This window comes from Candidatus Defluviilinea proxima (genome assembly GCA_016721115.1).
GTDB classification, from domain to species: domain Bacteria; phylum Chloroflexota; class Anaerolineae; order Anaerolineales; family Villigracilaceae; genus Defluviilinea; species Defluviilinea proxima.
In genome coordinates, this window is record JADKIW010000001.1 from 567,583 (window position 1) to 594,112 (window position 26,530).

Below are 26,530 nucleotides of genomic sequence, written 5' to 3' on the forward strand. Positions count from 1 at the left end.
GCTATGCATTTAAATTGCAACGACAGAATTCCCTTCCTATTTTGGAAAACCATAGTTAACTAGCAATCCTGCAATAGCCTTTGCTATTTCCTCTAGATAGGATGTGTCATTATCCGAAAAACCATCCTTTTTTTGAGATTCTATACTGAGTACTCCAATTGCTTTGTTATTCCAAATAATTGGCAAAGCCATGAAAGCAGCATATGGCGTAATAGGTCTATCAAGTCCGAAATTATGAAATGATGTATCGTCAGCCATACCTTTTTCTCGGTCAACAATCTTCACAATATGGGGTTTTTGCATTAAGTACACTTTCCCAGCCGTACCTCTTGGCAAATCGATCCTTTCAACTTTTCCAATATTAAATCGTTTTGGGCTTAAAGGTTGATCTGGACTCATAAACCAAAACTTTAATACATCCTTATCTTTTTCATCTGGTAACATTATTGCGCCACCCTGAAATATCTTGACATCCAAATAAACAAACAGTGACTTGAATATTTTCCCAACAACATCTTCTATTCGGTTGCCGTTCTTGTCGTCTAGAGCTCTTTGACATATTCTATTGATTTCCGATAGCATCTCCCAATACAACCTTGCTCGACCTTCTTCTAACATATTAGTAAACTCATTCAATTCTCTTATTCCAAACAAACGTTTTCGCTGGTTTCTAACAAGGGCTATAACATAAGCTAATAAAACAACTATTACCAAAAGCAGGGAAACCAGTTCATAATAGTTAAATTTGATATTCGTTAGCAAAAGCGGGTGTACAGTATTCTTATATAGGTCATACACAAAATTACCAGCCGCACCTGTAATCAACTCCCACCCAAAAGTAACGAGAAGTGCAATCCCAACAGCAGTTCTTAAAGATACTTTTTTCGATGGGTTAAATAAATACCGAAGTTTGTCTAGAAAAGATTCCATAGAAAAATTCCTTCCAAAAGAGGGCTGCTTCAATGAGGTGACTCGAAGTCTTAGAAGTTAAATGACAATTGATTTGAGCCAATAATATCTTTAATTTCTGCAAAATTACTTACAGTAAACTTTGGCTTTGTCATTTCACGTAGTTCCAAATTCCTTTTTCGATCTTGTTCCGATATAGTTGATATTCGCTTTATTGTCTCAATATCCTTAGGGTTATGGTTAATTGTGCCATATTGAGCCCATATATCAAAAATACCAGCTTGCTGCGCCATATACACATCATTTTCAATGCTATCGCCTATAAGATAGGTCTTTGCAGCATCCAAGTGATGTTTCTCAATTAGTGAATAGATTGGTCGTGGATCGGGTTTCTTTAAATTATCAAATCTTTCCTTGCAACGAATTGAAGATTTTGGTTTGCCTGATTTGCGAGCTTCTTGTACATCACTTGGAACGTCTTTAGGTATTTCATAATCGTAAAAAAAGGCTAAACAATCAATGTAGGTGTCTATTTGAAGTTTCTTTAAACGCCTCTCTGCAATATAGCCTGGTGAATTAGTGTATGCGATTACAAAAACATTTTCACTCTTAAGCCACTTGAGTGTATCTCTTACTCCATTATAAAGTGCAAAGTGATGAGACCTGACCCTGCTGACCGCTCCTCTTGCATCTTTAACTGCATCACTAATGACCTTCTCTTTTGACCACCCCAACTCTTCCCAAATATCAAGTTCTTGTATTACAAAACTGTAGTCCAATGTTTTTCTTTTGTTGTAAACTTTTCTAAACGACTCTATTAATTTTTCTTCTTCAATTTGAGTTTTTTTGTGTAACACATGCACCATTGCTCTAAAGCTAGGGGCAAAAGAGTCTATCCAGCTATACAATGTATCGTCTAAATCAGTGAACAAAGCCTTCTTAGTGTTCATGATTACTTTTATTCTGGGTGATCTTCCACTTTGTAGTTTTTTGATAAATCATCTGGCGTTTCAATGTAATGATGTTCTCGGCATACTGCTTTGTATATATCGTGACCACCGACTACATAAATGGTTTCATCCCATTTCGCTGGTCTATCATCAATGAATCTTTGGGTCATTGATGCTGTTTCACCACAAACTGAACAGACTGCATGAAGCTTATCTATTGAATCGGCATAAGCCAAAAGAGCAGACATTGGACCTCGGAATGGTAGTCCTCTAAAGTCTAGGTCAAGACCAGCGACAATCACTCGCTTGCCCAGATTAGCCAGATGGTTACAAACACCAGCCATTTTCTCATCAAAAAATTGTATTTCATCAATAGCAATTACATTGAAAGAATAATCTATTAACTTTAAGAACTCCTCGGAAGATGTTGTTTCTTTGTGAGGGTCTTTGGGTACAACTATGGCATTTATTTTTTCTCCTGTATGACTTATAACCTCGTATTTCGAATACCTTGTATCTCTATGGGACTTAAAAACCTGAACTTTTCTTTTCGCTATTAGAACTCGTCTTATGCGCCTAATCAACTCTTCTGTCTTTCCGCTATACATACAACCACAAATAACTTCAAGGTGTCCGCTTTGTTCCATAGATATCAATTCCCTTAGGTTTATTATATAGCATTTTACGGCATTACTAAGTAAGAGTCATCAGCGGGCTAACAGCCAAAGACAATGCTCCTCGAAACCGAACCCGCCTCCAGTTAAGAATGAGGCGGGTTTTCATCATCCAAAAAAGAATCCATCTGTGCGCTTCGCGGTTAAATCCTTTGTGCCCTTAGTGTCCTTTGTGTTTAAAACATAGAGTAAAATCACCCCACTATGTCAAACGAATCCCTCGTAATCTACTCCATGAACAAAGTGGGGCGACTCATCCCCATCAGCAACAAAATGATCCTGCGCGATATTTCGCTCGGCTTCTACTTCGGCGCCAAGATCGGCGTGCTCGGTCTTAACGGCGCGGGCAAATCTACCCTGCTGCGCATCATCGCGGGCATCGACAAAGACTACATCGGCGAGATCTCGCAAGCCAAAGGCTACACCTACGGCTACCTCGAGCAGGAACCCAAACTCGATGAAACCAAAACAGTCATCGAAGTCGTGAAAGAGGCGGTCGCGCCCATCGTCGAAATGCTCGCGCGCTTCGATGAGGTCAACGCCAAATTCGCCGAACCCGATGCCGACTTCGATGCCCTCGTCGCCGAGCAAGCCAAATTGCAGGAACAACTCGACAAGCACGACGCCTGGAATCTCGACAGCCATCTCGAAGTGGCAATGGATGCGCTGCGCTGTCCGCCAGGCGACACGCCTATCAAAATTTTATCGGGCGGAGAAAAGCGTCGCGTCGCGCTCACCCGACTCCTGCTCACTGAACCCGATGTGCTGCTGCTCGACGAACCCACCAACCACCTCGACGCCGAATCTGTGGCGTGGCTCGAACATCACCTGCGCGACTACAAAGGCACCGTCATCGCCGTCACCCACGACCGTTACTTCCTCGACAATGTCGCAGGCTGGATCCTCGAACTCGACCGCGGCTACGGCATCCCCTACAAAGGCAACTACTCCTCCTGGCTCGAACAAAAACAAGAGCGCCTGCGCCTCGAAGAAAAAGCCGAAAGCCAGCGCCAAAAGACTCTCAGCCGCGAACTCGAATGGATTCGCATGGGAGCCAAGGCGCGTCAGGCAAAGGGACAGGCCCGCGTCACCGCCTACGAAAAATTATTGGGGCAAGAAGCCGAGGCACGCCGCGAAGAACTGGATATCTACATCCCGCCTGGTCCGCGCCTCGGTGATCTCGTTTTTGAATTTGACAAGGTGACCAAGAGCTACGGCGACCGCCTCATTCTCGACGGGTTTTCTGCCTCTATTCCTCCAGGCTCTATCGTCGGGATAATTGGTCCCAACGGCGCAGGCAAGACCACCCTGCTCAAAATGATCACTGGCAAAGAGACTCCCGATAGCGGCTCCATCAAGATCGGTGACACCGTCAAGTTCTCCTACGTCGACCAAACCCGCACCCTCGACCCTGAGAAAACCGTCTACGAAGAAATTTCAGGCGGCGCAGAAAATCTTGAGCTTGGCAAACGCAAAGTCAACTCACGCGGCTATGTCTCATCCTTCAACTTCGCAGGCTCCGACCAGCAAAAGAAAGTCGGCATCCTCTCAGGTGGTGAACGCAACCGCGTCCATCTCGCCAAAACCCTCACCGAAGGCGCCAACGTCCTGCTCCTCGATGAACCCACCAACGACCTCGACGTCAACACCCTGCGTGCCCTCGAAGAAGCCCTCACCGAATTCGCAGGCGTCGCATTAGTCGTCAGCCACGACCGCTGGTTCCTCGACCGCATCTGCACCCACCTCATCGTCTACGAAGGCGACTCAGTGGCAAAGATGTACATCGGCAACTGGTCCGATTACGAAACGATGATGACCGAAAAATTCGGCAAAGATCTCACTCCGCATAGAGTCAAGTATAGAACGTTGAAGAGATAATGTTTCCCGTAGGGGCAAGTCTGAGACTTGCCCCTACATTTTTTCAATCCTGTCGACACCGTCCAGCGTATCCCCCAAACAATCACCAACAACATAATAGTCGTTTACATACAAAATATTCTCGCAGCAGAACTGCTTGCTCAGGATCAGCTTCTATTTTTGTACGCACTTCCAAGTAAATACAAAAGATCAATAGCAAGAAAAGCTGCCGTGATCGCTGTCGTCTGCGACGGATCGTAGACAGGACTGACCTCAACAATATCAGCCGCTACGATATTTAGGCCATCGAGAGCCTTCAAAAACCGACGGACATCGGCAGAGGTGGGTCCACCTGGGACCGGCGTCCCTGTGCCAGGTGCAAACGATGGGTCGAGTGCGTCGATATCAAGTGTTAGATAGACCGGCATATTTCCGACACGCGCCTTGATTGTTTCGGCAAGCACTTCAGGCAGGAACTGCAACGCCTCATTCGCATAAAAGATTTGATAGCCATCACCGGGTACCGGTGGCATATGAGTCCGAATGTATACCTGTGATGAATGAACAGGGTCAATACAGCCCTCTGTTACTAAATCACTGGCGAATGTGCCGTGGTTAATGAAACGAGAACCAGGTGCAATCTGATCGCTACCTATACTGTCTTGGTGGGCATCCAAATGAATCAGCGCCAACTTGCCATGGTGTTTTGCAGCTGCGCGAATGGGGCCGTAAGGTATGGTATGGTCTCCGCCAAGTGTTAGCAAACCAGCCCCTGCTTTAAAGACATCCTGTGCAACAGCCTCAGTCAGTTCCAGCATAAGTTCCATACCGCCGCTAGCCGGTAGTGGGGCAATATCGCCAAAATCAATCAAAGTGAAACGTTCTGTCAGGGAATAATCCCATGGATACACTGGCTGAAATTCGGAGGCATAAACCGATTGCTCCCGAATGGCGCGAGGCCCAAAACGCGCTCCCGGACGGTAGAATGTGCCACCATCGAACGGCACGCCAGCTATCACAAGGTCAGCACCTTGAAGGTTACGCGTATAAGGCAGATTCATAAAGGATGCTATGCCGGCAAAAGGAAGGGATTTTTCTAGTAAATCGAGTACCATCGTGGCTGGTGGTACTGTGTCAGAATTTAGCAGAGAGTTTGACATAATTAACCTCATATTGAAAATTATCACTATTGACAATCTATTTATCCCACTATAAAATAGAACACATAGATTGTCAATAGTGACAATCTATTTTGTAGACATGAGTTCTAGCAACTTCACAAACCGGAGAAAATGATGAGCCGAAAAAGTCTGGTCGATGTTCGGCGCGAGGAAATCTTACATGGTTTCGCCCGTTGCATCGTCAAATATGGACTGGATGTATCGTTAGAACAGATAGCCGCAGAAACAGGTGTAAAGCGAAGTATCATTCGCCACTATATCGGGAATCGCGATGACCTTGTCGAGGCGTTAATCGAACGCATCACACAAGTTTATTTAGAAGATGTACGTGTAAAGTTCGAACAGATTGGCAAAACGCATAGTGAAACGGCATTGCTGGATTACCTGTTCGACACCGAAGCAAATTATGCGGATTGGGATAGGGTAATCATAGATGTATTGGTAACAGCCAGGGAACGTTATCCAAGTGCCAAACAAAGTTTGCAGAATATGTTTAGAGAATCGGTTCGCTTACTGGCAAAGACCCTAAGAGTGTTTTATCCCTCTGCCACACCTAAACAATGCGACAACACTGCTTACACATTATTTTGTCTCGTGACCACACACGAAGCTATGCGGTGGGTAGACTTTGACAAATTCCATGGCACGGCAATTCGAGAGAGCGCTTTGACATTGCTTGACAAGCTAAAAACGGGCTAAATCACTCCTTTCTTTCGATGGCAACAAGCAAGACAAGGTAACAAACAGGCAACTGGTTCGGCTATGAAACGATGATGATGGAAAACATGCCAAAGATTTGTCTCCGCACCGTGGCAGGTAGAAAACATGAAGAGATAAGCAGTGACAGTCACCAAGGTGACTGTCACTTTTTTATTTCACAACTAACGAATACTTTCCGCCAGTTTTACAAGATCATCCTGTGTCTGGTCAATGCCGCCGACCAACTCGAAGATCATCGTATCGTTTTTCCAGCGCAACGTCTTTAGGTAAGGCGTCGGCTCCCAAACGGGACCGTTATCCGTCAGATTCCAAACACCTTCCACATACTCACCTGTCAGGTCACCGATTTGCACGGTTTGAATATCGGCGCTGGCACCTGCAAGATTGCCACCGAGCATATTGTCACATCGTTGGCTGATATCGCCGCAGGGTTGGTAATATTCGAGCGGCTGTTGCCAGAGCGAGAATTCAATATAGTTCGCATTTTGACCAAATGCCTGCGCCACGATGTGATACTTCTCGTCGTAAGAAGCGCCGACAAAAACTCTGCCAAATGGAATCTCCACAGGGCTGAGAACGTCATAGCCTGCAAGTGTCTCCGCTTCCTGAACCGAATATTTGAAAGGAGACTCGGTCGATGTTTGAGCAGGCGGCGTCATTTGCCACGTTTGAAGCGGATAACGATCCTGATCGGCACGAACGAAGAACTGGAAAATGTTTTGTGCGAAGGCACGTCCCTGCGGGGTGAGGAAAGTCAGTGCCAGCAGGATGGCAATAGTCAACATCGTGAATGCAAGGCGCGGTACCCTGCGAGATTTGATTGTGTTCATTTTTACTCCTTGTTGATATTGTTTCTCAACAAGGCTGGCTTTCACGGTCTGCCAAAGATCAATTTGTGAAGCGGGGATTTCATCTTCCACCGCATCTTGTATGATGGATTGGATTTCTTTGTTATCCATGTTAGCTCCTGTCGTAAGTAATTAACTCATTCAGGCGTTTGCGAGCATCTCGTAGCCACCATTTGATGGTGCTGAGCGGACGATCCATTTTTGCGGACATATCCGCCTCACTCATGTTCAGGTAGTACCGCATCACAACAACAGCGCGTTGATCTGGAGAGAGACTATGAATGGCATTCAGGATATTTTCGCGTAGTTCTTTTTGTTCCAACACCTGGTCGGGTCGTGGACTCGGATCAGTCAACCACTTTGCGATTCTCTCGGTCGGCTCATCCAGTTCTTCAAGAGACACACTATGTTGCCTTTTATTCACAGCCTTCAGAGCGTCGTTGACCACAATACGAAAAAACCAGGGATGGAACTCACGCTTCTCATCGAACTGATGGATACGTTGCGCGACTTTGACAAACGCCGTCTGTACCACGTCCTCTGCCAGAGCGCGCTCATTCGTGATCAAGTATGCGGCATGCACCGCCTTTGCCTGATAACGAATTACAAGAGCTTCCAGACCGTTCAAGTTGCCTTGTTTGAGTAAAGATATTGCAATTTGATCTTCCATGCACGGACCTTTCAGGAGAATTCTCTATACTATAATATCCGCCGGCAGGGAAAAAGATAGTAACCCGCCTGCCCTAGCTCCATTAGAGACGGAAGAGGAAGTTGGGAAAGATATAACTCAACGTCAGGGGCAACTCTACAAGTCGCCTATTTTATATCCCCCCAATGTCGCATATAAACATAACCTGTAATTTCGGTATAAACAAGCACTACATAAAGTATGGAAGGAAAATCATGTTTAACAGATTCATCCGTATATTCCTAATCGTATGTTTCACCTTGAACCTGCTGGCTTGCACAAACTCCGCATCACCCACAACATCACCAGCCACTCCAGATGAGGCACCAGTCACATCATCAAACACATCGATTCCCATCAAAAGTACAACAACTGTCGAAACAACAGCCACTACCGTTACTACTACTGAACCAACTCTCACTCCTACGCCGAAGCCGCTATCTGCTCACTGGTACTGGGCATCCAACACTGAAGATATAGTCTTCGCGGTCAACCAGGACGGTGAAGTGCGCGAGATCGGCAATCTACCTGGCTACCAAAAGGAATTTGATGCTTTTCCAGTGGACACCGAACGAGCGATCCTATTCACCGATGAAGGTGCCCAACTCCACGCCTATATGCTCACTCCCGATGGCATACAAACGATCGAACTCCCATACCTGCCAGTGACAGATGACTCTTCCCGTTCCAATTGGACTGTACCTGCGGTATACGGCAAGTATCTCGTCTTTGCTTACACCACCACATCAGGCAGTGCCGGTGACAACGGCACCCAAGCAGACAGCGGACCTCTTGTGTTGATCAACCTGGAGACTCTCACAGCGGAGATCATTGATAAACACGTCAACAACGATGCCTATACAGGCGCATTCCGTGAAATCCGCTCTTGGGCGCACCTTTCGGAAGATGGGCGTTCTTTGCGTTATCTTAATGGTGACAAAAATAGCATGTCCCTGCGTGAACTGGATCTGTCAACAGGAACGGCACGCACGATCTACACTGGGATCAAGCCTCAAAAAACTTCATCAATCCTGGGTTCATTGACAGGTGACCTGTGGTACTTCCGGGGAGACAGGACCCTTATCAATATCCACGGGGACCAAACTCAAGTGCCTGTTGAAACCACGACTTACCACCCCCTACGAGGGGGCAAAGCAATGACATATTCTTACGAATGCGAAGATCGCTGTGAGGTCAAAGTTGTTTCGCCGTTCAATGATAAAGAAGAACTTAAATACACGATCCCATGGTCAACTGCAATAACATCTCACAACCCATTGATGAACCTGCTTACTGAAGACCAAAGTCTGATCTTTACAGCCGTACCACTCAATCGTTTTGTGAATACGCCGTCTATTGTGAATGATTATCCTTCCTTCCCACAATCCGACTCACCAGTCTTTCGTCTTACACTCGACGGTAAGGCACGTCTGATCGGCTTTTACACGAGTGAAACATCTTCAGACATTGTGCCCGCATCCACCGACGGGCGATACCTGTTCCTCAAATCTGTAGACGGATCGTCATACTTCGTCTACGACACAAAAAAAGACCATCCGGTCGCCGAGATCCCCATCGATCCAAATATGAAGGACTACTTCGGCGGTTCAATCTATTTCCGAGAAAACGGCTTCATCATCAAAATTACTGCATCAACACCCGATGGTTCTTATCGCGATTCCTATCTGATGTATTCTTTCCAAACAGAGGAATCATTCTATTGGGAATCTGACACTGAAGTTTTCGATTACTTTCAAGACATCCTCCCAGACAATACTATCATCTGTGAATCGGCTGACATGAATACGTCGGCCAACAGGCTGATACGATATGATCCCCGAACACAAAAATCAGAGACCTTGCTGGAAAACGCTTGGAATCTGATCACAGTCCGCTAGTAACAGTGCAGGCGTCGATTACTTTTGCATCCACATCATCTCAATATGTATTGTCATTCACTTTGTCCAGAGTGAACTCATTCTGTTCTTACGATACACAAGGATGAGAAAGTCCATTCTCACATATTACATAATATAATCACAATGAGTTGAACGCAAGATATGTCAAAGTTCTCAAGAACCAAAGGATGATATGAGCATAGGTCAACTTGCCAGGCCTGGCACCATAGGCTTGTTGGGGAGTGGTCTAGTAAATACAGTACAGAACCAGCTATGGCAGGGTGCCGTAAAAGCCGCCCAGGAACAAGGAGTACGCTTGGTATATTACCCGGCGATCAGCCTCAGTTCCATTCCACCGTTTGATCCTCAATCTAAAGTTCTATTCGATCTGGTAGATGCCAGATATGTTGATGGGCTACTTGTCTGGTATGCCGGGATCGCAGAAGGCATAGGCATAGACCGGGGCGAGTCTGTTCTAGAACGCTATAAAGACATACCGCTTGTGACGATTGGCGGGGGATTCAAAAATTATCCCAACCTTTCGATCGATAACTATCGAGGGGTGTATTCAGCAGTTGAGCACCTGATTAAAGTACACAACTACCAAAATATCGCCATCGTTCGTGGACCAATAGGTCACCCAGATGCCGATGAGCGCTATCGCGCCTATGCTGATGCGTTACAGGCTTACAGCATTCCGATAAATCCAGAGTATGTAGCCCAGTCATTGTTTGAGTTGACAACTGCCTATGAAATGACAGAAAAGGTGATCGCTCAATGGTTTGATGATTCGCATCTCAAAATCGACGCCATCGTTGCATCTTCAGACTACATAGCATTCGGGGTGATCAAAGCTATCGAATCACGTGGTCTACATGTACCCGAAGACATTGCAGTAGTGGGCTTTGACGGTGTCGACGATGCGCAGGCAAACATCCCATCCATTACAACTGTCTATCAGTCATTCTATGAATTGGGTCGCCAGGGCGTGGAAATGCTCCTGAACTTATTGGGCGGACAAAACTTACCCGCCCAATCGATTATGTCCGCACCACTTCTTGTAGGAGAGTCGTGTGGCTGTATTGCAAAATCGCTATCACTATCTAATACCGAATTGGAGTCCCATCCAAAATCCGACAGAAGCGATTCAAACATTCCAGAAGGAGGCGTCCCGGTCACCTTGACTGTTGTTGCGCAAGATTTAAAAATTCCTCTTTCAGAGTTGGAAAATCTGTCAAAACTCTTCAAGAGTGACCTTACATCAAAAACATCAAATCAATTTCTTTCTGCGTTGAGGCAATCTCTTATCCAAACACAGAGTACGCACTTTGATGCAATTGCCTGGCAAAACGCCATCTCTGTATTGCGACAACAGGAACTATCAAACGGTGATATTGGATGGCTGGGAGAGACTCTATTCAATCAGGCACGTGTGCTGGTGACGGAGATCCATCAACGGGTATTCATTCGACAGCAACTTAAGATCAAGCGGCAAGTAGAAAAACTAATGCAAACATCAGAGACATTGATCACATCCTTTGGAGAGCAACTATTCGTAGACACCCTATATGAACGGTTACCCGAGCTTGGCTTTCCAAGTTTTTATCTGTCTTTATATGATGATCCAGATCAACCAGCCATGTGGTCCCATATACTCCTTGCGTACGATAACGGCAAGCGCTTGGATTTACCGCCAGACAAGTTGCAATTCCCAACAGGTCGATTATTTCCCGAGTGCGTGCATCCCGCTCATTCTGTAGCTCCCATTGTTGTGGAACCGCTCTATTTTAGAAACGAGAGACAAGGGCTCTTAGTGCTTGAAGTTGGTCCCATGGAAGGTGTGATCTACGAAAACTTGCGCGCACAAATCAGCAGTGCTCTGCAAGGATCACGACTCACCCAACAGGTATTAACACGAACACATCAATTGGAATCAGCCAACAAAGAGTTGGAAGCGTTCTCCTATTCTATTTCGCACGACTTGCGAGCACCTCTACGGGCAATTGACGGTTTCTCTCGAATGTTGATGGATGACCACGCATCGGTTCTTCCGACGGAAGTAGTGCGTTTGCTGGGGATTATTCGAAACAATACGCATCAAATGGGTCGCTTGATCGATGATTTGTTGACATTCTCCAGGCTGAGTCGTCAACCGGTCAACAAGCAGGTTGTTAACACGGTTGACTTGGTCAAGCAGGTAATGGAAACGCTACAAATCGATGCAGAAAAACGAAAAGTGGAAATCAAGATCGAAGAACTTCCGATCTGTCAGGGTGACCCCATTCTGCTAAAACAGGTTTGGATGAACTTGGTATCCAATGCAGTCAAATTCACACGAGAACGAGATATAGCACAGATACAAATAGGCTGTATACAAGAGAATGGCGAGCAAGTATTTTTTGTAAAAGACAATGGCGCAGGTTTTGATATGCGATATGCAAATAAATTATTTGGTGTATTTCAACGCCTGCATCACAGTGACAAATTCGAAGGGACAGGGGTGGGACTGGCTATCGTGCAACGGATCATCCTCCGCCATGAAGGGCGGATATGGGTTGAGGCTGAACCGAATGTGGGAGCCACCTTCTTCTTTACAATCCAAGCTGTGCCTTAAGGCACACGAACCTGATTATTGAAAGATGGTCACATGATAGAAAACATGGAAGGCGTCGAAATTTTGCTTGTGGAAGATAACGCGAATGACGAGGAATTGACTCTCTATGCCTTAAAGAAAAACAATATCACCAATCAAGTTCAGGTGGTGCGTGATGGGGCAGAGGCATTGGAGTATTTATTTTGCACAGGTGCCTTTGCCAATCGTCAACCCAACAATCACCCCAAAATCATCTTACTTGATCTCAAACTCCCCAAAGTGGATGGGCTGGAGGTTCTGGAGCAAATCAAGGCAGATGTACGCACTCGGACCATTCCTGTTGTTGTTCTCACATCATCTCGGGAAGAACGTGATATAGTGGAAAGCTACCAACTGGGTGTCAATAGTTATATTGTTAAACCTGTTGACTTCGAACAATTTGTTGAGGCTGTACGACATATGGGTCTCTATTGGGTGTTACTTAATAAGACACCCACATATAAAAGTTCTTAACACAATGACTTGTAATCCATTCTTTGGCAGGATAAATACATGCCGCTTCCCTTGCGGGTCTTGATACTTGAAGATTCTGAAACGGACGCCGAGCTGATTTTATATGAGTTGCGCCGTGCAGGATACGAACCCGAATGGCGTCGGGTAGACAATGAGACAGATTATCTACGTTGTCTATCGAACGATCTCGATGTCATTCTGGCGGATTATTCCATGCCGCAGTTTAGTGCACTGCATGCATTACAACTGATGAAACAACAAGGCATGGATATGCCAATTATTGTTGTCACAGGCACCGTTGGGGAAGAAGCGGTGGCAGAGTGCATGCATCAAGGGGCACGGGATTATTTGCTCAAAGATCGTTTGGGGCGTTTGGGTTCAGCAGTCGAGCGTGTTTTGCAAGAAAAGCGTTTGAATGATGAAAAAAGGCAGGCAGTAGCCGCATTGCGCGAGAACGAGGAGAAATACCGTAGTCTCTTCGAGTCATCACCAGAGCCGATCATGCTGATCGGATTGGATGGCACGATCTTGGACTGTAATAAGGCGGCTGAGATCATTGCCAATAACCCCAGGCAGGAAATGATCGGGAAATCATTTCTAAACCTTGGTGTGTTGGATAAGGCCGATGAGCCCATCATCATAGAAAGGTTTACAAAGGTCATAGGGGGGATGTTGTATGACCCATTTCAGATCAAGGTCACCCGAAATGACAATAAGATTCTGTGGCTCGAGATCCATATTGCATTACTAAAAAAGGATGATGCGATCTACGCAATCCAAGTGATCTCTCGTGACATCACGAAGCAAAAACAATTCGAGCAGGAACGTGAGAAATTCATCGCCGACCTTGAAGCCAAGAATGCTGAATTGACTCAATTCACCTACACCGTTTCTCACGATCTCAAATCCCCACTTGTCACCATCAATGGTTATCTTGGCTATATCGAACAGGACGCCGCATCCGGCAACATGGATCGTCTCAAAAAAGATACACAACGTATTCGAGACGCTACCAATAAAATGCACACGCTCCTCACCGAACTGCTGGGACTCTCACGCATCGGACGCATGATCAACGCGCCTGAAAATGTTCCATTTGATGATCTCGTGCAGGATGCCATGGATATTGTCCATGGGCAGTTGGAAGCACGACACATCACGGTTCGATCTCAGCCAAATCTGCCCATCGTCAATGGAGATCGTCAGCGTCTGACGCAGATTCTACAAAACCTGATCGATAACGCCGCCAAATATATGGGCGATCAAACTGACCCGCGCATTGAGATCGGTCAACAAGGCGAAGAAGGAGATATGCCGATCTTTTACGTCAAAGATAACGGCATCGGCATCGACCCAGAGTTTCACGAACGCATCTTCGGCCTCTTCAACAAGTTGGACGCTCAAAGCGACGGCACAGGCATTGGCCTTGCCCTCGTGAAGCGCATCATCGAAATCCATGGCGGCAGGATTTGGGTGGAGAGTGAAGCAGGCAAGGGTTCCACATTTTATTTCACTCTGCCGCGCGGATAACATCAACTGCGGTGCAACTGGTTATAGTGCGGGGAAATTCGGCAAAGACTTCATAATCAGCCAAGGGATTGCAAAGTTACATCATATAGTGTTATGTAACAAAAATCATCTTGCCTTATTGATCGAAACCTGCAATAATCCTAACCATCAAACCAATGGAGGGTATATATGCCGCTTTCAGATCTTTTCAAGAAGCCATCCAATCAACAGTCTCCCAAACAACCATCACAAGAGGAAATATTTGGTTCTCCAGCATTACAGAAGAATCGTGCTGACGCCGCTACCGAGGTGATGGGGATTTTTGATAGGAATTTTCGAGGCCCACAAGGGATACATGCCGGAACAGTTCTATCAACAGGAGCATGGCTGGCAGGCACAAGTCTCCAACGATCATTTGGGCAGGCGCACAATTCTGAGCCAGGAACCATACTGCTTTCAGAAAAGGCCAATCAAGAATGGCCCAAGCTACTGCGCTTGTTCGTATATTACATCAATAAAGGTGGAGTGCAATTAAAGCCAGATCAATTCGCCAGACAGATCCCTGATAACTATAAGCCGCAAAAAACGATCTTGCAAATCCAGGAGGCACATCAGGAAGAATACAATGCGATCATGAGGCACCATGGCTTGGACTACCGAGATGGTGCGCGCGCAGGGATCATCGTTTGCTCGATGCTGTTCAATTATCATTGTGTAAAAAGACAGGATATTGAGCCTCAATTCGCCGCAGGAATTATTTCAATAGGCCTTATTGAAGGGACGAAAACCAGCCCGATGCCGCTGAAAACAGAAAGCCCGAAGGCTCCAACTCCTGTTCAAAACAATGCTCAACAAAATAATCAAACATTTGAATTACTGAAAAGCATTGCATCCAATTCGACTGATGGCTCGGGAACAAGGTTTGTAATCGGAGATGGGATGGCCGCCCTGGAAGAGGCAGAAACTCGTGGGGGACGATATACGTTGGTTCATCCACTCGTAGAAAGTCAGCTTAAGCAGAAAGGCATGGACCCTTACCTGATCTACGAAGCCGCCCTACGCATCGAAATCGAATCAAAGATTCCTCGCATTGATGTTATCGGTGGAAACGTAAATGACTTGATACAAACCTGGAAAGGCAAGCCAGAAGAGCGCATCCCCATTTATGTACGGCTGGCGTTATGGCTGAACACAAATGCAAACAGTCTTGGGTATGAGAGGAATGGGAACAGTTGGATATTGAGACGTTAATTTTTCTTCGTTCAAAATAATATCCATCGAGGCTGAATCAGACCAAGGTCCAGCAAGAAGCGAAAACGGGACGAGGCGAAAGCCCATCCCGTTTTTTTTATTCTTTCAAAAGAAAATCCCCATCGTTGAGTACGCCATCTATGATGGCTTTGATTGCATCCGATTCCAATAACGCATCCAACTCAAATGATTTCAAACGGGTTTGCGTTGTGCGCACCGATGGTTCAAGAAAATCGCCAAACGGCAAGGACGTGCGATACAACTGGTAATACAAAAACCTGCGTGCGTTGCGTTTGAAATCTGCGGGCACTGCAATATTTTCCCCGTTCAAGAACTTTTCGAGTTCAACTTGATAGGCATCAACACTTTGAGGGAAGAACACCGTTGGGTACTGTGTGAAACGCGCCTTGCCTGCACACAACACCGCCGCTCCCATAATAGATGCTTCGAGGCCAATCGTTGAGTTATAGATCATCACAAACTTGGACTTCTGGATCAACTCGTATGAGCTCAACGTTTCAGTGGGACTCACAAAAACGACATTCGGCTCTTTCTGTACATCGCGGCTGGTCACCCATCCCTGAACCGTCTCGCGGCTGGACTTTCGCACACGCAGTTCATCAGGGTGTGCACGGATGACAAACAACGTCTCACGGTGTGACTTGATGACTTCAAGAGCCAGATCCAACCACTCAAACATATCTTCAAAAACCGTGTTGGCATGTGGTTGACTGGTATCAAAGATAACATTCGTAAAGATAGGGACGATCTGTTTGAAGCTCGAAGCTTTTTGCAAAAAGGACTCGTCAAGTCCTTTCATATCAGCCCAGAACTTGACGCCCGCCATCGTGAAGTCACCTTGAAAGCGTTTGGCAAGATAGGCATCGAGTTTGGTGTTTTGTTCTTCGCTCAATTCAAATTCATCAGTGATATGGATGGGATATGCTGTCGCTTCGCCTTCGGTGAAGTAAGCCGTAGCAGGTTGTAATCCCACTTCGTGTGTGATGACTTTGAGTCCGCGTTTCTGGGCAATGTAACGTGCCGTCGCTTCAGGGAAGAATTGTCCGTTGAACACGATCACCGCACGCGGATTTGTCTCATCGAGAAACTTTGTAAATTTTTGCGCCACATTCCATGCGGACAAAATATATTCGCGCAAAAGATAACGAGTGTTTTCATCATCGTCCAAGTGATGGATACGGAGAATCCAACGAAGACCGGGAAGGCATAATGCACCGAGAGGAACGCCTTGCCATTCGAAGGTCGTCAATTCAGGGACAGACAATTTCGCAACGGCATTCGCAATTTCTTCATCACGTTGAAAATCGAACCATTCAGCGCCCGAAGTTTGAATGTTTGAACGTTTAAACGTTTCAACGCCGGTATATAACGCCATCGACTGTGCCACACATGTCTTACACGGCATCGCGTTCTGCGGATTATCTCTGTTGGTTCCCAGTACGCATTTGCTCATACCGGAGTTACACGCGAAATACGCAACAGGGATTCCCTGCAAGCGCAATGCCCACGAGGCCAGCAGGTGAAATCCGCTGTTCCACGAGAGGTCGTCAATACCTGTAGATGCCTTGAAGAAGACAACCGGTGCGCCCGTCGGTTTGAGTTCCTTGCGCGAAACCTCACGCGCAACAGATGCGACCTTTAAATTATTGAGCCTGCGGACGAGTCCGCGCTTGATACGTTGAGTATAGAGTTCGTTCAGTGATTTCATTACCAGTCGTTGTTCTTTTCGTATCCAAGCCGCACTACCAAATCCCCCGCTACATCTTTGAACAATTTCTTATGTTCATCCGTGAAGTGATTCTTCCAGCCGCCTGTTTTCCCTGAGCGGAAGGTGCGACTCTTTTTCGGTTGGATGGTCTCGATCAAGATTGCCAATGCTTTTTCACGTGGCATGGGGATCTTGTAGCCGGTCTTTTCCACTTCATCAAGCATGGCGCTCAACGTGACATCGCGGTTGTTGACCATATCCTCAAAGCGGATGCATAGCACATTCTTTTGCTCGAGCCATTGAAAGACGCCATCGTACCTTTCATGGACGGAAACCATCTTCAAGCCGTCTTTTTCGATACCGGTGATCGCCACCTTGAGCCGTTCCCCAAGATCGGGCAGGGAGTTGTAGTATTCGTACATTCCATGTCCCTCGTGCATATCGGTGGCGAAGAACACTTGTGAGATGAGCAAATCCCTTGGGTCACGATAAATGAAATAGTTGACGCGCCCAGCCCCGGTTAAGAAAGAGGCGTTCTCAGGCGTGGCTTCCACATATCCCCAGCCGATCACACCCGCAGGCACGTTCTTTAAGTCCGCAAGGATTTCCTCCGCTGTGCGCCTTCGTCCTTGTGCCGTGATAGTCCGAACAGGGTCAGCTTCCACAAAGCGATACGGCATGATCTGTGAAAAACCACCAAGGACCTGCAACAACAAATGAGAGCCGCTCTTGGGTTTGGCATTACCAAATACAGGCGGTGCTTCATGAAAAGAAAACCGCTTCCATCGTAAAATGGATTGAGCGGTTTTCCCGAAGGGACGAATTGTGCGGCGGATATTTTGAGAGAGGCTCATAATGTTCCATGTAAGGGCACAGCAGATTATCAAAGTGATGAGGGGCGGTCATGCCGCTGTGCCCCTACATTATATGTTATTCGTTCACAACCCTGCGCAATTTCTTCATCGAACCTTTTTCAGAATCGTAAACTTTTTTCACGCCGTCGCCCAAAGAAGCTTCGGTCACACGGATGTATTTGACAAGTTTCTCAAAACCGCCGGGTTCCACAGAGGCGGCCTGGTCACTGCCCCACATGGCACGGTCGAGGGTGATGTGGCGTTCAATGGAGGTAGCGCCCAATGCGATGGCAACTGCCGAAGGGACAAGCCCTACTTCATGGCCTGAATACCCAATGGGGTTGTTCGGGAATTCCTTGCGGAGTGTTCCGATCATGTTGAGGTTCAACTCTTCTGGTTCGCACGGATACGTGCTTGTGCAGTGCATGATGACGAGGTCATCCTTGCCAACCATTTCCACGCCGCGCTTGATCTGGTCCATGGTGGACATACCCGTTGAAATGATGATGGGCTTGCCCGTCTTGCGGACGTGCTTCAACAAATTGTGATCGGTCAACGAAGCGGACGGAACTTTATAGGCAGGTGTATCGAACTTCTCCATAAAATCTACCGAAGGTTCATCCCACACCGAGACCATCCAGTCAATTTTCTTTTCTTTGCAATAGCGGTCGATCTCGCGGTATTGCTCTTCGTTGAATTCAACCTTGTAGCGATAATCGAGATACGAGATGTAACCCCACGGCGTCTCACGCATTTGTTTCTGCTGATCGAGTGGTGTACAAACATCAGGCGTACGCTTCTGGAACTTGACCGCATCCGCCCCCGCATGCACGGCCGCATCGATGATCTTCTTTGCAATATCAAGGTCACCATTATGGTTGATGCCCACTTCCGCGATCACATACGTGGGATGACCATCACCCATCATTCGATTTCCAAATTTTATTTCACGTGTCATTTGTTCTCCTGTAACTTTTTCAAAATAATTTCGCACAGCTCACGGACTGCTCCGTGCCCCCCGGGTTTACTCAAAACATAATCCGCCTTGCGGATGACCTCCGGGAACGCATCTGCCACAGCCACAGACCAGCCTGCGACTTCGAAACATGGCAGATCATTGAGGTCATTACCCACGTAAACGACGTTCTCCGCTTTGATCTTTTTCTGCTCGAGGACTTCGCGCATCACACGCCCTTTATCCTGCAAGCCCACCCCATGAATTGCCTCCAGCCCCATCTTTTTCGCACGCGCCGCTACAACAGTGTTCGGCTCCGAAGAGAGGATCATCACATCAACGCCATACTGACGTAACTCTTTAATGCGCGGGCTATCACTACGATACGCCGCAACCATCTCCCTGCCATCTTGGTCGGTCCACACATGGTTGTCGGTGATGACGCCATCAAAATCAAGGATGACAAGCTCGATCTTGCGAGGCATGGCCCGGCGACGTTTGTTATCGGGCGTGACCATATCCAGCCCGCCTTGATAGACCAGCGTTTCATACTTGATCCAGTCAGCAGGCGTATCAATATCTACTGTGAAGCGCGGATCAATAACCAACGGATACACTACATCACCCGTGAGCGACTTTTTGTGTGTAATGGTCTTCGTGCGGATCACATCAATGTGCCCCGTTTGCCAATAAGCAGGTGGAAGAATTTGACGTGGCGCATTATAGGGCTCGGCAATGCCTTCCACTTCGAGCAAAGGTTTCATCGGCCTGTCATAGCCTTTGAAACTCCACATCTTATACGGATTTTGACCGGCCGGCACGATGCCACGCACACAATCAGCATCCGAATGATCTGTTAATATTTTGACCGCTTCATCGATCATTCCCACCGGACGAATGGGTGAAGTGGGACGCAATTGAATCACAATATCAGGTTTGTAGCCTTCGATGTCTTCAAGCCACTTCAAAGCATGCTCAAATGCAGGCAGGTCAGGAGTGCGGTCTTGTGCCAGTTCCGCCGGGCGCAAGAAAGGAGCTTCTGCGCCGTGCTCGCGTGCAACTGCCGCGATCTCTTCATCGTCAGTCGAAACAATGACACGCGAAACGCTATTGGCCTGCAGACCTGCCGCTATGCTCCATGCGATCAGTGGAAAACCTGCAAAGTCACGGATGTTCTTACGCGGGATTCCCTTGGAGCCACCGCGTGCGGGGATAAGAGCGATGATATTAGTCATGGTTTTTGTAGACAGGTAGGCAGGTATACATGTTCATGCGTGTACTTGCTCACCAAGCTGTCCAACCTCCATCAACAACGACATTGTTACCGGTCATATACGATGACGCGTCAGATGCGAGGTATAGCAACGCACCATTCATTTCATCCTTTTTAGCCATGCGCCCCAAGATCGTCTTGGCAGAATAATTCTTCACAAAATAATCTTCGTGGTTATTGAATACACCGCCGGGAGTCAACGCATTCACGCGGATTTCTGTTCCTGCATAATAAGCGGAGAGGTATTTGGTGAATCCCATCACGCCTGCTTTAGATACGGTGTAATACACTGGCTTGAACGCTACGCGCTTCCCTTCCTTGACGTAGATACGCTGATCGGGGCCATTGAGTCCGTATGTGGAACAGATATTGATAACACTCCCCTTTTTACCTTGTGCGATCATCGGCTTCACACATGCCTGCGTCACAAGGAACATGCCGGTCAAATTGACGTTCATCGCGGCGTCCCACTGTTCAAGCGGATAATCTTCAAACGCGCCGGGCGTAATTCCTTTGTTCATTGCATCGGGGTCGAACTTAGGGTCGAGTGCAGCACTGTTCACGAGAATATCCAACCGCCCAAATTCGGATAACACTTTTTCCACCATCGCATTGACCGATTCAGGCTTGGTAATGTCGGTGGGAACGGCCAAGGCTTTGTATCCGCTTTTCGTAAGCGTATCCGCTGTCCCTTGCGAAGCTGAAGCGTTCAAGTCCACAACGGCAACCGCCGCGCCAGCCTCAGCCAACGTTTTGCAAAATTCCACGCCGAGCAAGCCCACTCCACCTGTTACAACGGCCACACGACCGGTTAGGTCAAACTTTTCCTGTATCTTCACTTTTGCTCCCTATGGCACCGCAGTATAAATTGAATCTTCTTGAGATTTGTGTGCCACATATAAATTATCTGTCAGTATCTTCACATTGCTCGCGACATTGCCACCATTATCAAACATCGCGAGAACAGCCTTACCATCGTTGATCTCTCCGTGCATTTTCGCCACGCCCTCTTCGAAACCGGGGCGTTCCTGCGCTGTGGCCGAGTCGTAACGATCGGGCAACACATACGCACCACGTCCAGTATACAGATATACAGCGGCAGGTTCGTTGGTATAGATCTTTATATCGTCTGGCAGATCGCGCAAATATTTCATGGCTTCTGAATCGTACCACTGGAAAGATGCGTACCCAAGCCCACCCTTCGATAATTGCGCCACCGTGATGGATTGTTTGTAAATTGAAAAACAAAGCAGTGTGATCGTTGCAATAACCACAAGTACACGTTGTTTGTTCCGCATCCAAATACCGAATGCCACCAGTAAGATCAACAACCCAACGAATACGGGGGAGAGAATTCTTAATTTGAATTTTGTCGCCGCATCAAACATCATCATGGATGCGACGATGGATGCAAGATATGCAAAGATGTACAAGCCGGTCGTGAACGAGATCACCTCACGCGACTCTTTCCCGCCTCTTTCCAACACCGAAGCCTGCCTCGGCTTCGAAATATATTTCCACGACCGGAAGATGGTCCAGGCCAACACAACACCAAGGATAATGACGATCATCCAATCAACGACACCCGCCTTGAGCATTTCCCTGCGCCATGTCTCAACCGGGATAAGAAACTCGGAGAAAACTCGTCTGCCAATCTCGATGTTCTCGGATGTAATCGGATGCCATGCAAAGGTACGGTTCGTGGCATTCTCTGCAACAAACTTGTTGCGCAAGGTCCACGCAAGCGCAAACGGAAGAAAGCCCGCGAGGAAGATCATCGTATTTCCGAAGCGATCGCGCCAGAAGGGATACAAAATAAACAAGGCGGCAATAAACACGGCAACTAAAGCAAGACCTGCATAACGGGTGAGATATGCCATCCCAGTAAAAACCGCGCAAAATACCAACCACCAACGCCCTTTCACACTGCCCTGCCATCCAAAGCGGGCAGGAGGACGTTCAAAGTAAATATCAAACATCCATAAGGCAAATAGGGAAAAGGATATGAACAGCGGTTCGCTCATTGCAGCGGTATGGACTTGTAGCATCTCGCTATTCGTGACAAACAATGCCGCCAGCACAAGACCAGCCATCAAAGAGGGCGTCATACGCCAGACAAGAATCCCCAGCAAGCCGGCATTTAATCCAAACAACAACGCATTGACGAGGCGTGCGCCACGTAATGGGTCGAGGCCGAAAAGGCCAAAGAACGCCAGGACAAGTGAGAAACCGGGGGGGAAATGTGTGACAGGCTGGTTACTGGCTAAATACGCCTCGCGATAGCCGTCCCCTGCAAGGATACTACGCGCACCAGCCACATATGCGATGGAATCATCAGAAAGATTCAAGCCTTCGGGAGTCGCTTTGAGGACGAGCAATGTCCCTAGTATAGCGAGAAAACCGAGGGCAATAACAGAAATGAGACGGGGGTTTAGACGGGTCATTTTTTCAACAGGAGTTACAAAGTATCGCGAAACTGGATAAACAACAACTTTAATAATAACTATGAAAGTTTACTTGCTTATAAGTTGAGCGATAAGAATGAAGAACGCGAAGGCTTTTATTATACACTTCGCGTTCTTCATAAATGCCCTGTTAGTTACTGTTCAAATATCCCTGTTCTTCGAGATACTTGATGATGATATGGGCGTTCTCTTCAGGGGTGGCACCAAATCCCTTGAGCGTGATCTCAGGATCGATCGGCGGTTCGTACGGATCATCTACGCCGGTGAAACCCATCGGCTTGCCATCTTCCATTGCCTGGCGCGCCTTGGCATACAATCCCTTCACATCACGTTCTTCACAGACCTCGACGGGAGTATCCATGTAAACGGTGATAAAGTTATCGCCGACCATCTTACGGGCTTCGTTACGAGTGGAACGATACGGGCTGATCGCGGCACAAATGACCGCGCCGCCAGCATGGACAATTTCGCCAGCCACAAAACCAATACGAAGAATGTTGGTATCACGATCTTCCTTGCTGAAGCCAAGTCCCTTTGAGAGATGTGTGCGGACAACGTCACCATCGAGGATGGCAATCTCACGTCCACGTTCGAGCATCAACGAAGTGAGCACCTGTGTAGTCGCGCTCTTACCGGACCCACTCAAACCAGTGAACCAGATGCAGAAACCCTGTTTATTCTTGGGCGGATACATCTGACGCAAGATCTCAGCGGTCTCTGGGCGGGTGAACCAGTCGGGCAATAACTTGCCCTTTGCAAGATAATCATCGCGCACCTGTGTGCCGGAAATATTGGCGACTTTGGCACCCTTCGGTACGTCTTTTTCTTCCACATAGCGATCTTCATCAGGAAGATAAACCAGCATTTCGAACGGAACCATTTTGACGCCGAGTTCAGTCTCGTGCTTGGTCATCAGCTCTTGCGCGTCATACGGACCGTAAAACGGTTTGCCCGCCGAGTTATTGCCTGGCCCAGCATGATCGCGTCCTACAATGAAGTGGTTTGCGCCATGATTACGGCGAATAATGGCATGTAAAATCGCCTCACGTGGACCGGCCATACGCATGGCAAGCGGTAGAAGGCTGAGCATTGTGTTTTTCTTGTCGTAGTAGTTATCGACCAATGCTTTATAAGTGCGGACACGAGTATAGTGATCCACATCACCGGGCTTGGTCATACCAACAACAGGGTGAACGATCAAAGAACCGTTGACCTGTGCGGCAGCACGTTTGGTCAATTCCTCGTGGATACGATGCAAGGGGTTACGAGTCTGGAAAGCGACCACATTGTCATGTCCCATGTCTTCGAGCATTGTACGCACCTGTGCAGGTGTATGGCGAAGGTTCACGAAATCATGATATTTCGGAAGGTTGATCACCTTCAACGGGCCAGTGATACAAACCTTGCCCCAACGTTGCATCTCAGAAACCATCGGATGACGCGGATCATTGGAACCGTACGCATGTGTGGCTTCTACTTCAGCGTCCCAATGATAAACTTCTTCAAGCGTCATGATAGCAATCGTGTCGTTGTTTGAGTTGCGCAAGACAAGATCCTCGCCAACAGTCGGCAGTTCCTTGGGATCAGCTGTCAGTGTGATGGGAAGCGGGAAGAGAGTCCCATCTGCAAGTCGCATTTCCTTAAGTACGCGCTCATAGTCAGCTTTGCCCATGAAAGTAGTAAGGGGCGAGAATCCGCCAGTGGCAAGCAACTCGAGGTCACAAAGATTACGCATGGTGATCTTGATGGAGGAAAGTTTCGGCGCACGAGCAAGAAGCTCTTCACGTTCTTTCCCTTCTACAACCAGATTCACCAGTTTTCCCCCGTATGGGGTGATCAGTTTTGCTTTTGACATTATTTCTCCTTTATATGGCACAGAATACTTCTGTGAAAATTTCAAACACAAGACGCTATTATAACCCAAAATTCAACAACTGAATTTTAGAAAGGATTTAAAACTAATTTGACGCTCTGCGAAAAACGAATCGCTCAATATGTATCCTACACTATCATGTAACTGATACATACGAACGGGTCGAATATTCCCTGATGATATAATCTATTTTAATAAATATCTTCTCAACTTCACGATTTAATCATCGTATTTTCTGGACTCTCTTCTCAGCATGAAAAACCAAACTACGGATAAAGCACGGTGGGGCACATTCAGCAATTCTCTTTTGCCGATTTTTATCGCCTTAATCTTCTTTGCTTTTACATTCTCCTACTACCCTTTTCGAGAAAAACTTCAGTTCGATACCGACGAAGGATTGAATTTGATGCGCTCGATGTTGGTTGTATTGAAATATCCACTATACAGCGAAATTTCTAGCGACCAACCACCGCTATTTACCCAGGTTTTAGCTCTTGTTTTCCGCATTGTTGGATTTGAAGTAAACCCTGCCCGCATATTGGTCTTATTGTTTTCCACCATGCTCGTCTGGGCGGGCGCTCAATTCTTACAACTCACATCAGGAAAATTAGCTGCTCTTTTATTTTTACCACTTATCATCATAGTGCCTCGATACCTGGGACTTAGCGTGTCTGTAATGATAGGTGTGCCTTGCATTGCATTAGCAATGGTATCCATGCTCTTTATAACACTCTGGCATCTGAAAAAAAATAACGTATATCTGGTAATTTCTGGCTTTGCGTTGGCTTTATCAGCACTTATCAAACTCTTTACCGGTTTCCTAGTCCCTATTTTCTTGATTGGCATTACTATCTCCGCTTTTCTCGAGGAAAGAGAAAACGGGCTCTCATGGAAGGTGTTCCGACCGGCACTCACCTGGACATTATGTTTCGCAGGTTTGGGAACATTGCTTGGATTGATCTTAGTTGGGCCGCAAAATGTATGGTCCATCATTTTTCCTCCTCTTACTGCACCTACTAAAGACATATTCCAAAACGAATCTTTCGCTATCAATACCCACCTTCAAGCCGCTGTTCCGTTATTATTTTTGGGATTTGGCGGCATATTGATCTCATCTCTTAAGCGAAACTGGCTCATCCTATATCCGTTGACATGGGCAATATTAGCTTATAGCCTATTTAGCTTTTACTCACCGGTTTTTTATCATCACCAGTTATTGATCACGATCCCAGCCGCAATGTTGGCCGCTGCAGGTCTTGGAGAAGGGATATATGCGCTCGCTAGCATAAGGCGTTTTCCGGATGTCATAAATATCCGCACCCTATTGGGCGTAACCATCTTGATAGGCTTCGCTTTTGTCTCTATCCATTACACGCCAGTACTGGACAAGGAATTGATGAACAAGCCCCGTATCAGTAACTTCACTTTAAAAGCCACTCTGGGCAAGTTGAAAATCCTTCGTGCAATGAATGAATATGCTGACCAAACAAATTGGGTCGTAACAGATACGCCAATGTACGCATTTCGCATTCACCGTCCAGTTCCTCCTAATTTAGCAACTTTCTCACAAAAACGATTATCCACCGGCAGTCTAACAGAAGAGGATATCCTTTTGGCAATGCGCGAATACCACCCCGAGCAGGTACTCATAGCACGTTTTGAGATCCCTGCCCTTGAAGACTACCTAAAAGAAAATTACACTCTCGTAGCCTCTGAAGAGTTTCTTCGTCTGTTCATCCGCAACGACTTAAAACCGCTCACTGAGTAGATCAACTATATTAGTTTTTTCT

At 46.9% G+C, this 26,530-nt stretch carries 21 protein-coding genes; 8 read left to right on the forward strand and 13 right to left on the reverse strand.

Annotated features, from left to right (window positions below):
• Positions 1–36: 36 nt before the first annotated feature.
• From IPP66_02685 to IPP66_02695, 3 genes are read right to left on the reverse strand one after another with little or no spacing between them, the layout of a single operon-like run.
• Positions 37–930 carry a GAF domain-containing protein gene (locus tag IPP66_02685; GenBank protein ID MBK9924174.1) on the reverse strand — a complete coding sequence of 298 codons (894 nt, stop codon included), beginning with the start codon at positions 928–930 and terminating at the stop codon, positions 37–39.
• Positions 931–980: 50 nt separating this feature from the next.
• Complete coding sequence (locus tag IPP66_02690) at positions 981–1,859, reverse strand: HAD family hydrolase (protein ID MBK9924175.1); 879 nt, start codon at positions 1,857–1,859, stop codon at positions 981–983.
• 8 nt (positions 1,860–1,867) lie between these two features.
• Positions 1,868–2,506 (reverse strand): thymidine kinase, encoded by a 639-nt coding sequence (locus IPP66_02695; GenBank protein ID MBK9924176.1) that lies wholly within the window; start codon positions 2,504–2,506, stop codon positions 1,868–1,870.
• Positions 2,507–2,737: 231 nt separating this feature from the next.
• Here IPP66_02695 and ettA point away from each other — a divergent pair, with 231 nt between their 5' ends.
• Positions 2,738–4,411 (forward strand): energy-dependent translational throttle protein EttA, encoded by a 1,674-nt coding sequence (ettA, locus tag IPP66_02700; protein MBK9924177.1) that lies wholly within the window; start codon positions 2,738–2,740, stop codon positions 4,409–4,411.
• Positions 4,412–4,557: 146 nt separating this feature from the next.
• On the opposite strand, the gene speB is transcribed toward ettA, so the two are convergent.
• The gene (gene speB, locus IPP66_02705) at positions 4,558–5,505 is read right to left on the reverse strand and encodes an agmatinase (GenBank protein ID MBK9924178.1); all 948 of its coding nucleotides are present in this window, start codon (positions 5,503–5,505) and stop codon (positions 4,558–4,560) included.
• Between the two features lie 177 nt (positions 5,506–5,682).
• On the opposite strand from speB, the gene IPP66_02710 reads away from it, so the two are divergent.
• Positions 5,683–6,270, forward strand: coding sequence for a TetR/AcrR family transcriptional regulator (locus IPP66_02710; GenBank protein ID MBK9924179.1), 588 nt, complete (start codon positions 5,683–5,685; stop codon positions 6,268–6,270).
• Between the two features lie 182 nt (positions 6,271–6,452).
• Here IPP66_02710 and IPP66_02715 read toward each other — a convergent pair whose 3' ends face one another.
• Positions 6,453–7,250 carry a hypothetical protein gene (locus IPP66_02715; protein MBK9924180.1) on the reverse strand — a complete coding sequence of 266 codons (798 nt, stop codon included), beginning with the start codon at positions 7,248–7,250 and terminating at the stop codon, positions 6,453–6,455.
• Position 7,251: 1 nt separating this feature from the next.
• Positions 7,252–7,809 carry an RNA polymerase sigma factor gene (locus IPP66_02720; GenBank protein ID MBK9924181.1) on the reverse strand — a complete coding sequence of 186 codons (558 nt, stop codon included), beginning with the start codon at positions 7,807–7,809 and terminating at the stop codon, positions 7,252–7,254.
• A 233-nt stretch (positions 7,810–8,042) separates the two neighbouring features.
• Between IPP66_02720 and IPP66_02725 the strand changes: the two genes are divergently transcribed.
• The 5 genes from IPP66_02725 to IPP66_02745 all read left to right on the forward strand — a co-directional run bounded on the left by IPP66_02725 (position 8,043) and on the right by IPP66_02745 (position 15,591).
• On the forward strand, positions 8,043–9,725 hold the full coding sequence (locus IPP66_02725; protein MBK9924182.1) for a hypothetical protein: 1,683 nt from the start codon (positions 8,043–8,045) through the stop codon (positions 9,723–9,725).
• A gap of 193 nt (positions 9,726–9,918) precedes the next feature.
• Entirely contained in the window at positions 9,919–12,339 is a 2,421-nt protein-coding gene (locus IPP66_02730) for a substrate-binding domain-containing protein (protein MBK9924183.1), read from the forward strand.
• A 45-nt stretch (positions 12,340–12,384) separates the two neighbouring features.
• Positions 12,385–12,831, forward strand: a complete 447-nt coding sequence (locus IPP66_02735) for a response regulator (GenBank protein ID MBK9924184.1) — start codon at positions 12,385–12,387, stop codon at positions 12,829–12,831.
• Positions 12,832–12,870: 39 nt separating this feature from the next.
• Complete coding sequence (locus IPP66_02740; GenBank protein MBK9924185.1) at positions 12,871–14,361, forward strand: PAS domain S-box protein; 1,491 nt, start codon at positions 12,871–12,873, stop codon at positions 14,359–14,361.
• 168 nt (positions 14,362–14,529) lie between these two features.
• Positions 14,530–15,591 (forward strand): hypothetical protein, encoded by a 1,062-nt coding sequence (locus IPP66_02745; protein ID MBK9924186.1) that lies wholly within the window; start codon positions 14,530–14,532, stop codon positions 15,589–15,591.
• 97 nt (positions 15,592–15,688) lie between these two features.
• Here the strand turns inward: IPP66_02745 and IPP66_02750 are convergent, their stop codons facing one another.
• The 7 genes from IPP66_02750 to IPP66_02780 form a co-directional block, all read right to left on the reverse strand.
• Positions 15,689–17,320 carry a hypothetical protein gene (locus IPP66_02750; GenBank protein MBK9924187.1) on the reverse strand — a complete coding sequence of 544 codons (1,632 nt, stop codon included), beginning with the start codon at positions 17,318–17,320 and terminating at the stop codon, positions 15,689–15,691.
• A complete protein-coding gene (locus IPP66_02755; protein MBK9924188.1) occupies positions 17,320–18,174 on the reverse strand; it encodes a sulfotransferase domain-containing protein in 855 nt (284 codons plus the stop codon). The genes IPP66_02750 and IPP66_02755 overlap by 1 nt, the downstream gene beginning before the upstream one ends.
• A gap of 76 nt (positions 18,175–18,250) precedes the next feature.
• Complete coding sequence (locus IPP66_02760; protein MBK9924189.1) at positions 18,251–19,132, reverse strand: N-acetylneuraminate synthase family protein; 882 nt, start codon at positions 19,130–19,132, stop codon at positions 18,251–18,253.
• A complete protein-coding gene (locus IPP66_02765; GenBank protein ID MBK9924190.1) occupies positions 19,129–20,364 on the reverse strand; it encodes an acylneuraminate cytidylyltransferase in 1,236 nt (411 codons plus the stop codon). The genes IPP66_02760 and IPP66_02765 overlap by 4 nt, the downstream gene beginning before the upstream one ends.
• Before the next feature lie 49 nt (positions 20,365–20,413).
• A complete protein-coding gene (locus tag IPP66_02770) occupies positions 20,414–21,241 on the reverse strand; it encodes an SDR family oxidoreductase (protein ID MBK9924191.1) in 828 nt (275 codons plus the stop codon).
• Positions 21,242–21,250: 9 nt separating this feature from the next.
• A complete protein-coding gene (locus IPP66_02775; protein ID MBK9924192.1) occupies positions 21,251–22,846 on the reverse strand; it encodes a phospholipid carrier-dependent glycosyltransferase in 1,596 nt (531 codons plus the stop codon).
• 151 nt (positions 22,847–22,997) lie between these two features.
• Positions 22,998–24,722, reverse strand: a complete 1,725-nt coding sequence (locus IPP66_02780; protein MBK9924193.1) for a bifunctional sulfate adenylyltransferase/adenylylsulfate kinase — start codon at positions 24,720–24,722, stop codon at positions 22,998–23,000.
• A gap of 271 nt (positions 24,723–24,993) precedes the next feature.
• Here IPP66_02780 and IPP66_02785 point away from each other — a divergent pair, with 271 nt between their 5' ends.
• Positions 24,994–26,508: a glycosyltransferase family 39 protein gene (locus tag IPP66_02785; GenBank protein MBK9924194.1), complete on the forward strand. Its 1,515-nt coding sequence runs from the start codon at positions 24,994–24,996 to the stop codon at positions 26,506–26,508.
• The last annotated feature ends 22 nt before the right edge of the window (positions 26,509–26,530 follow it).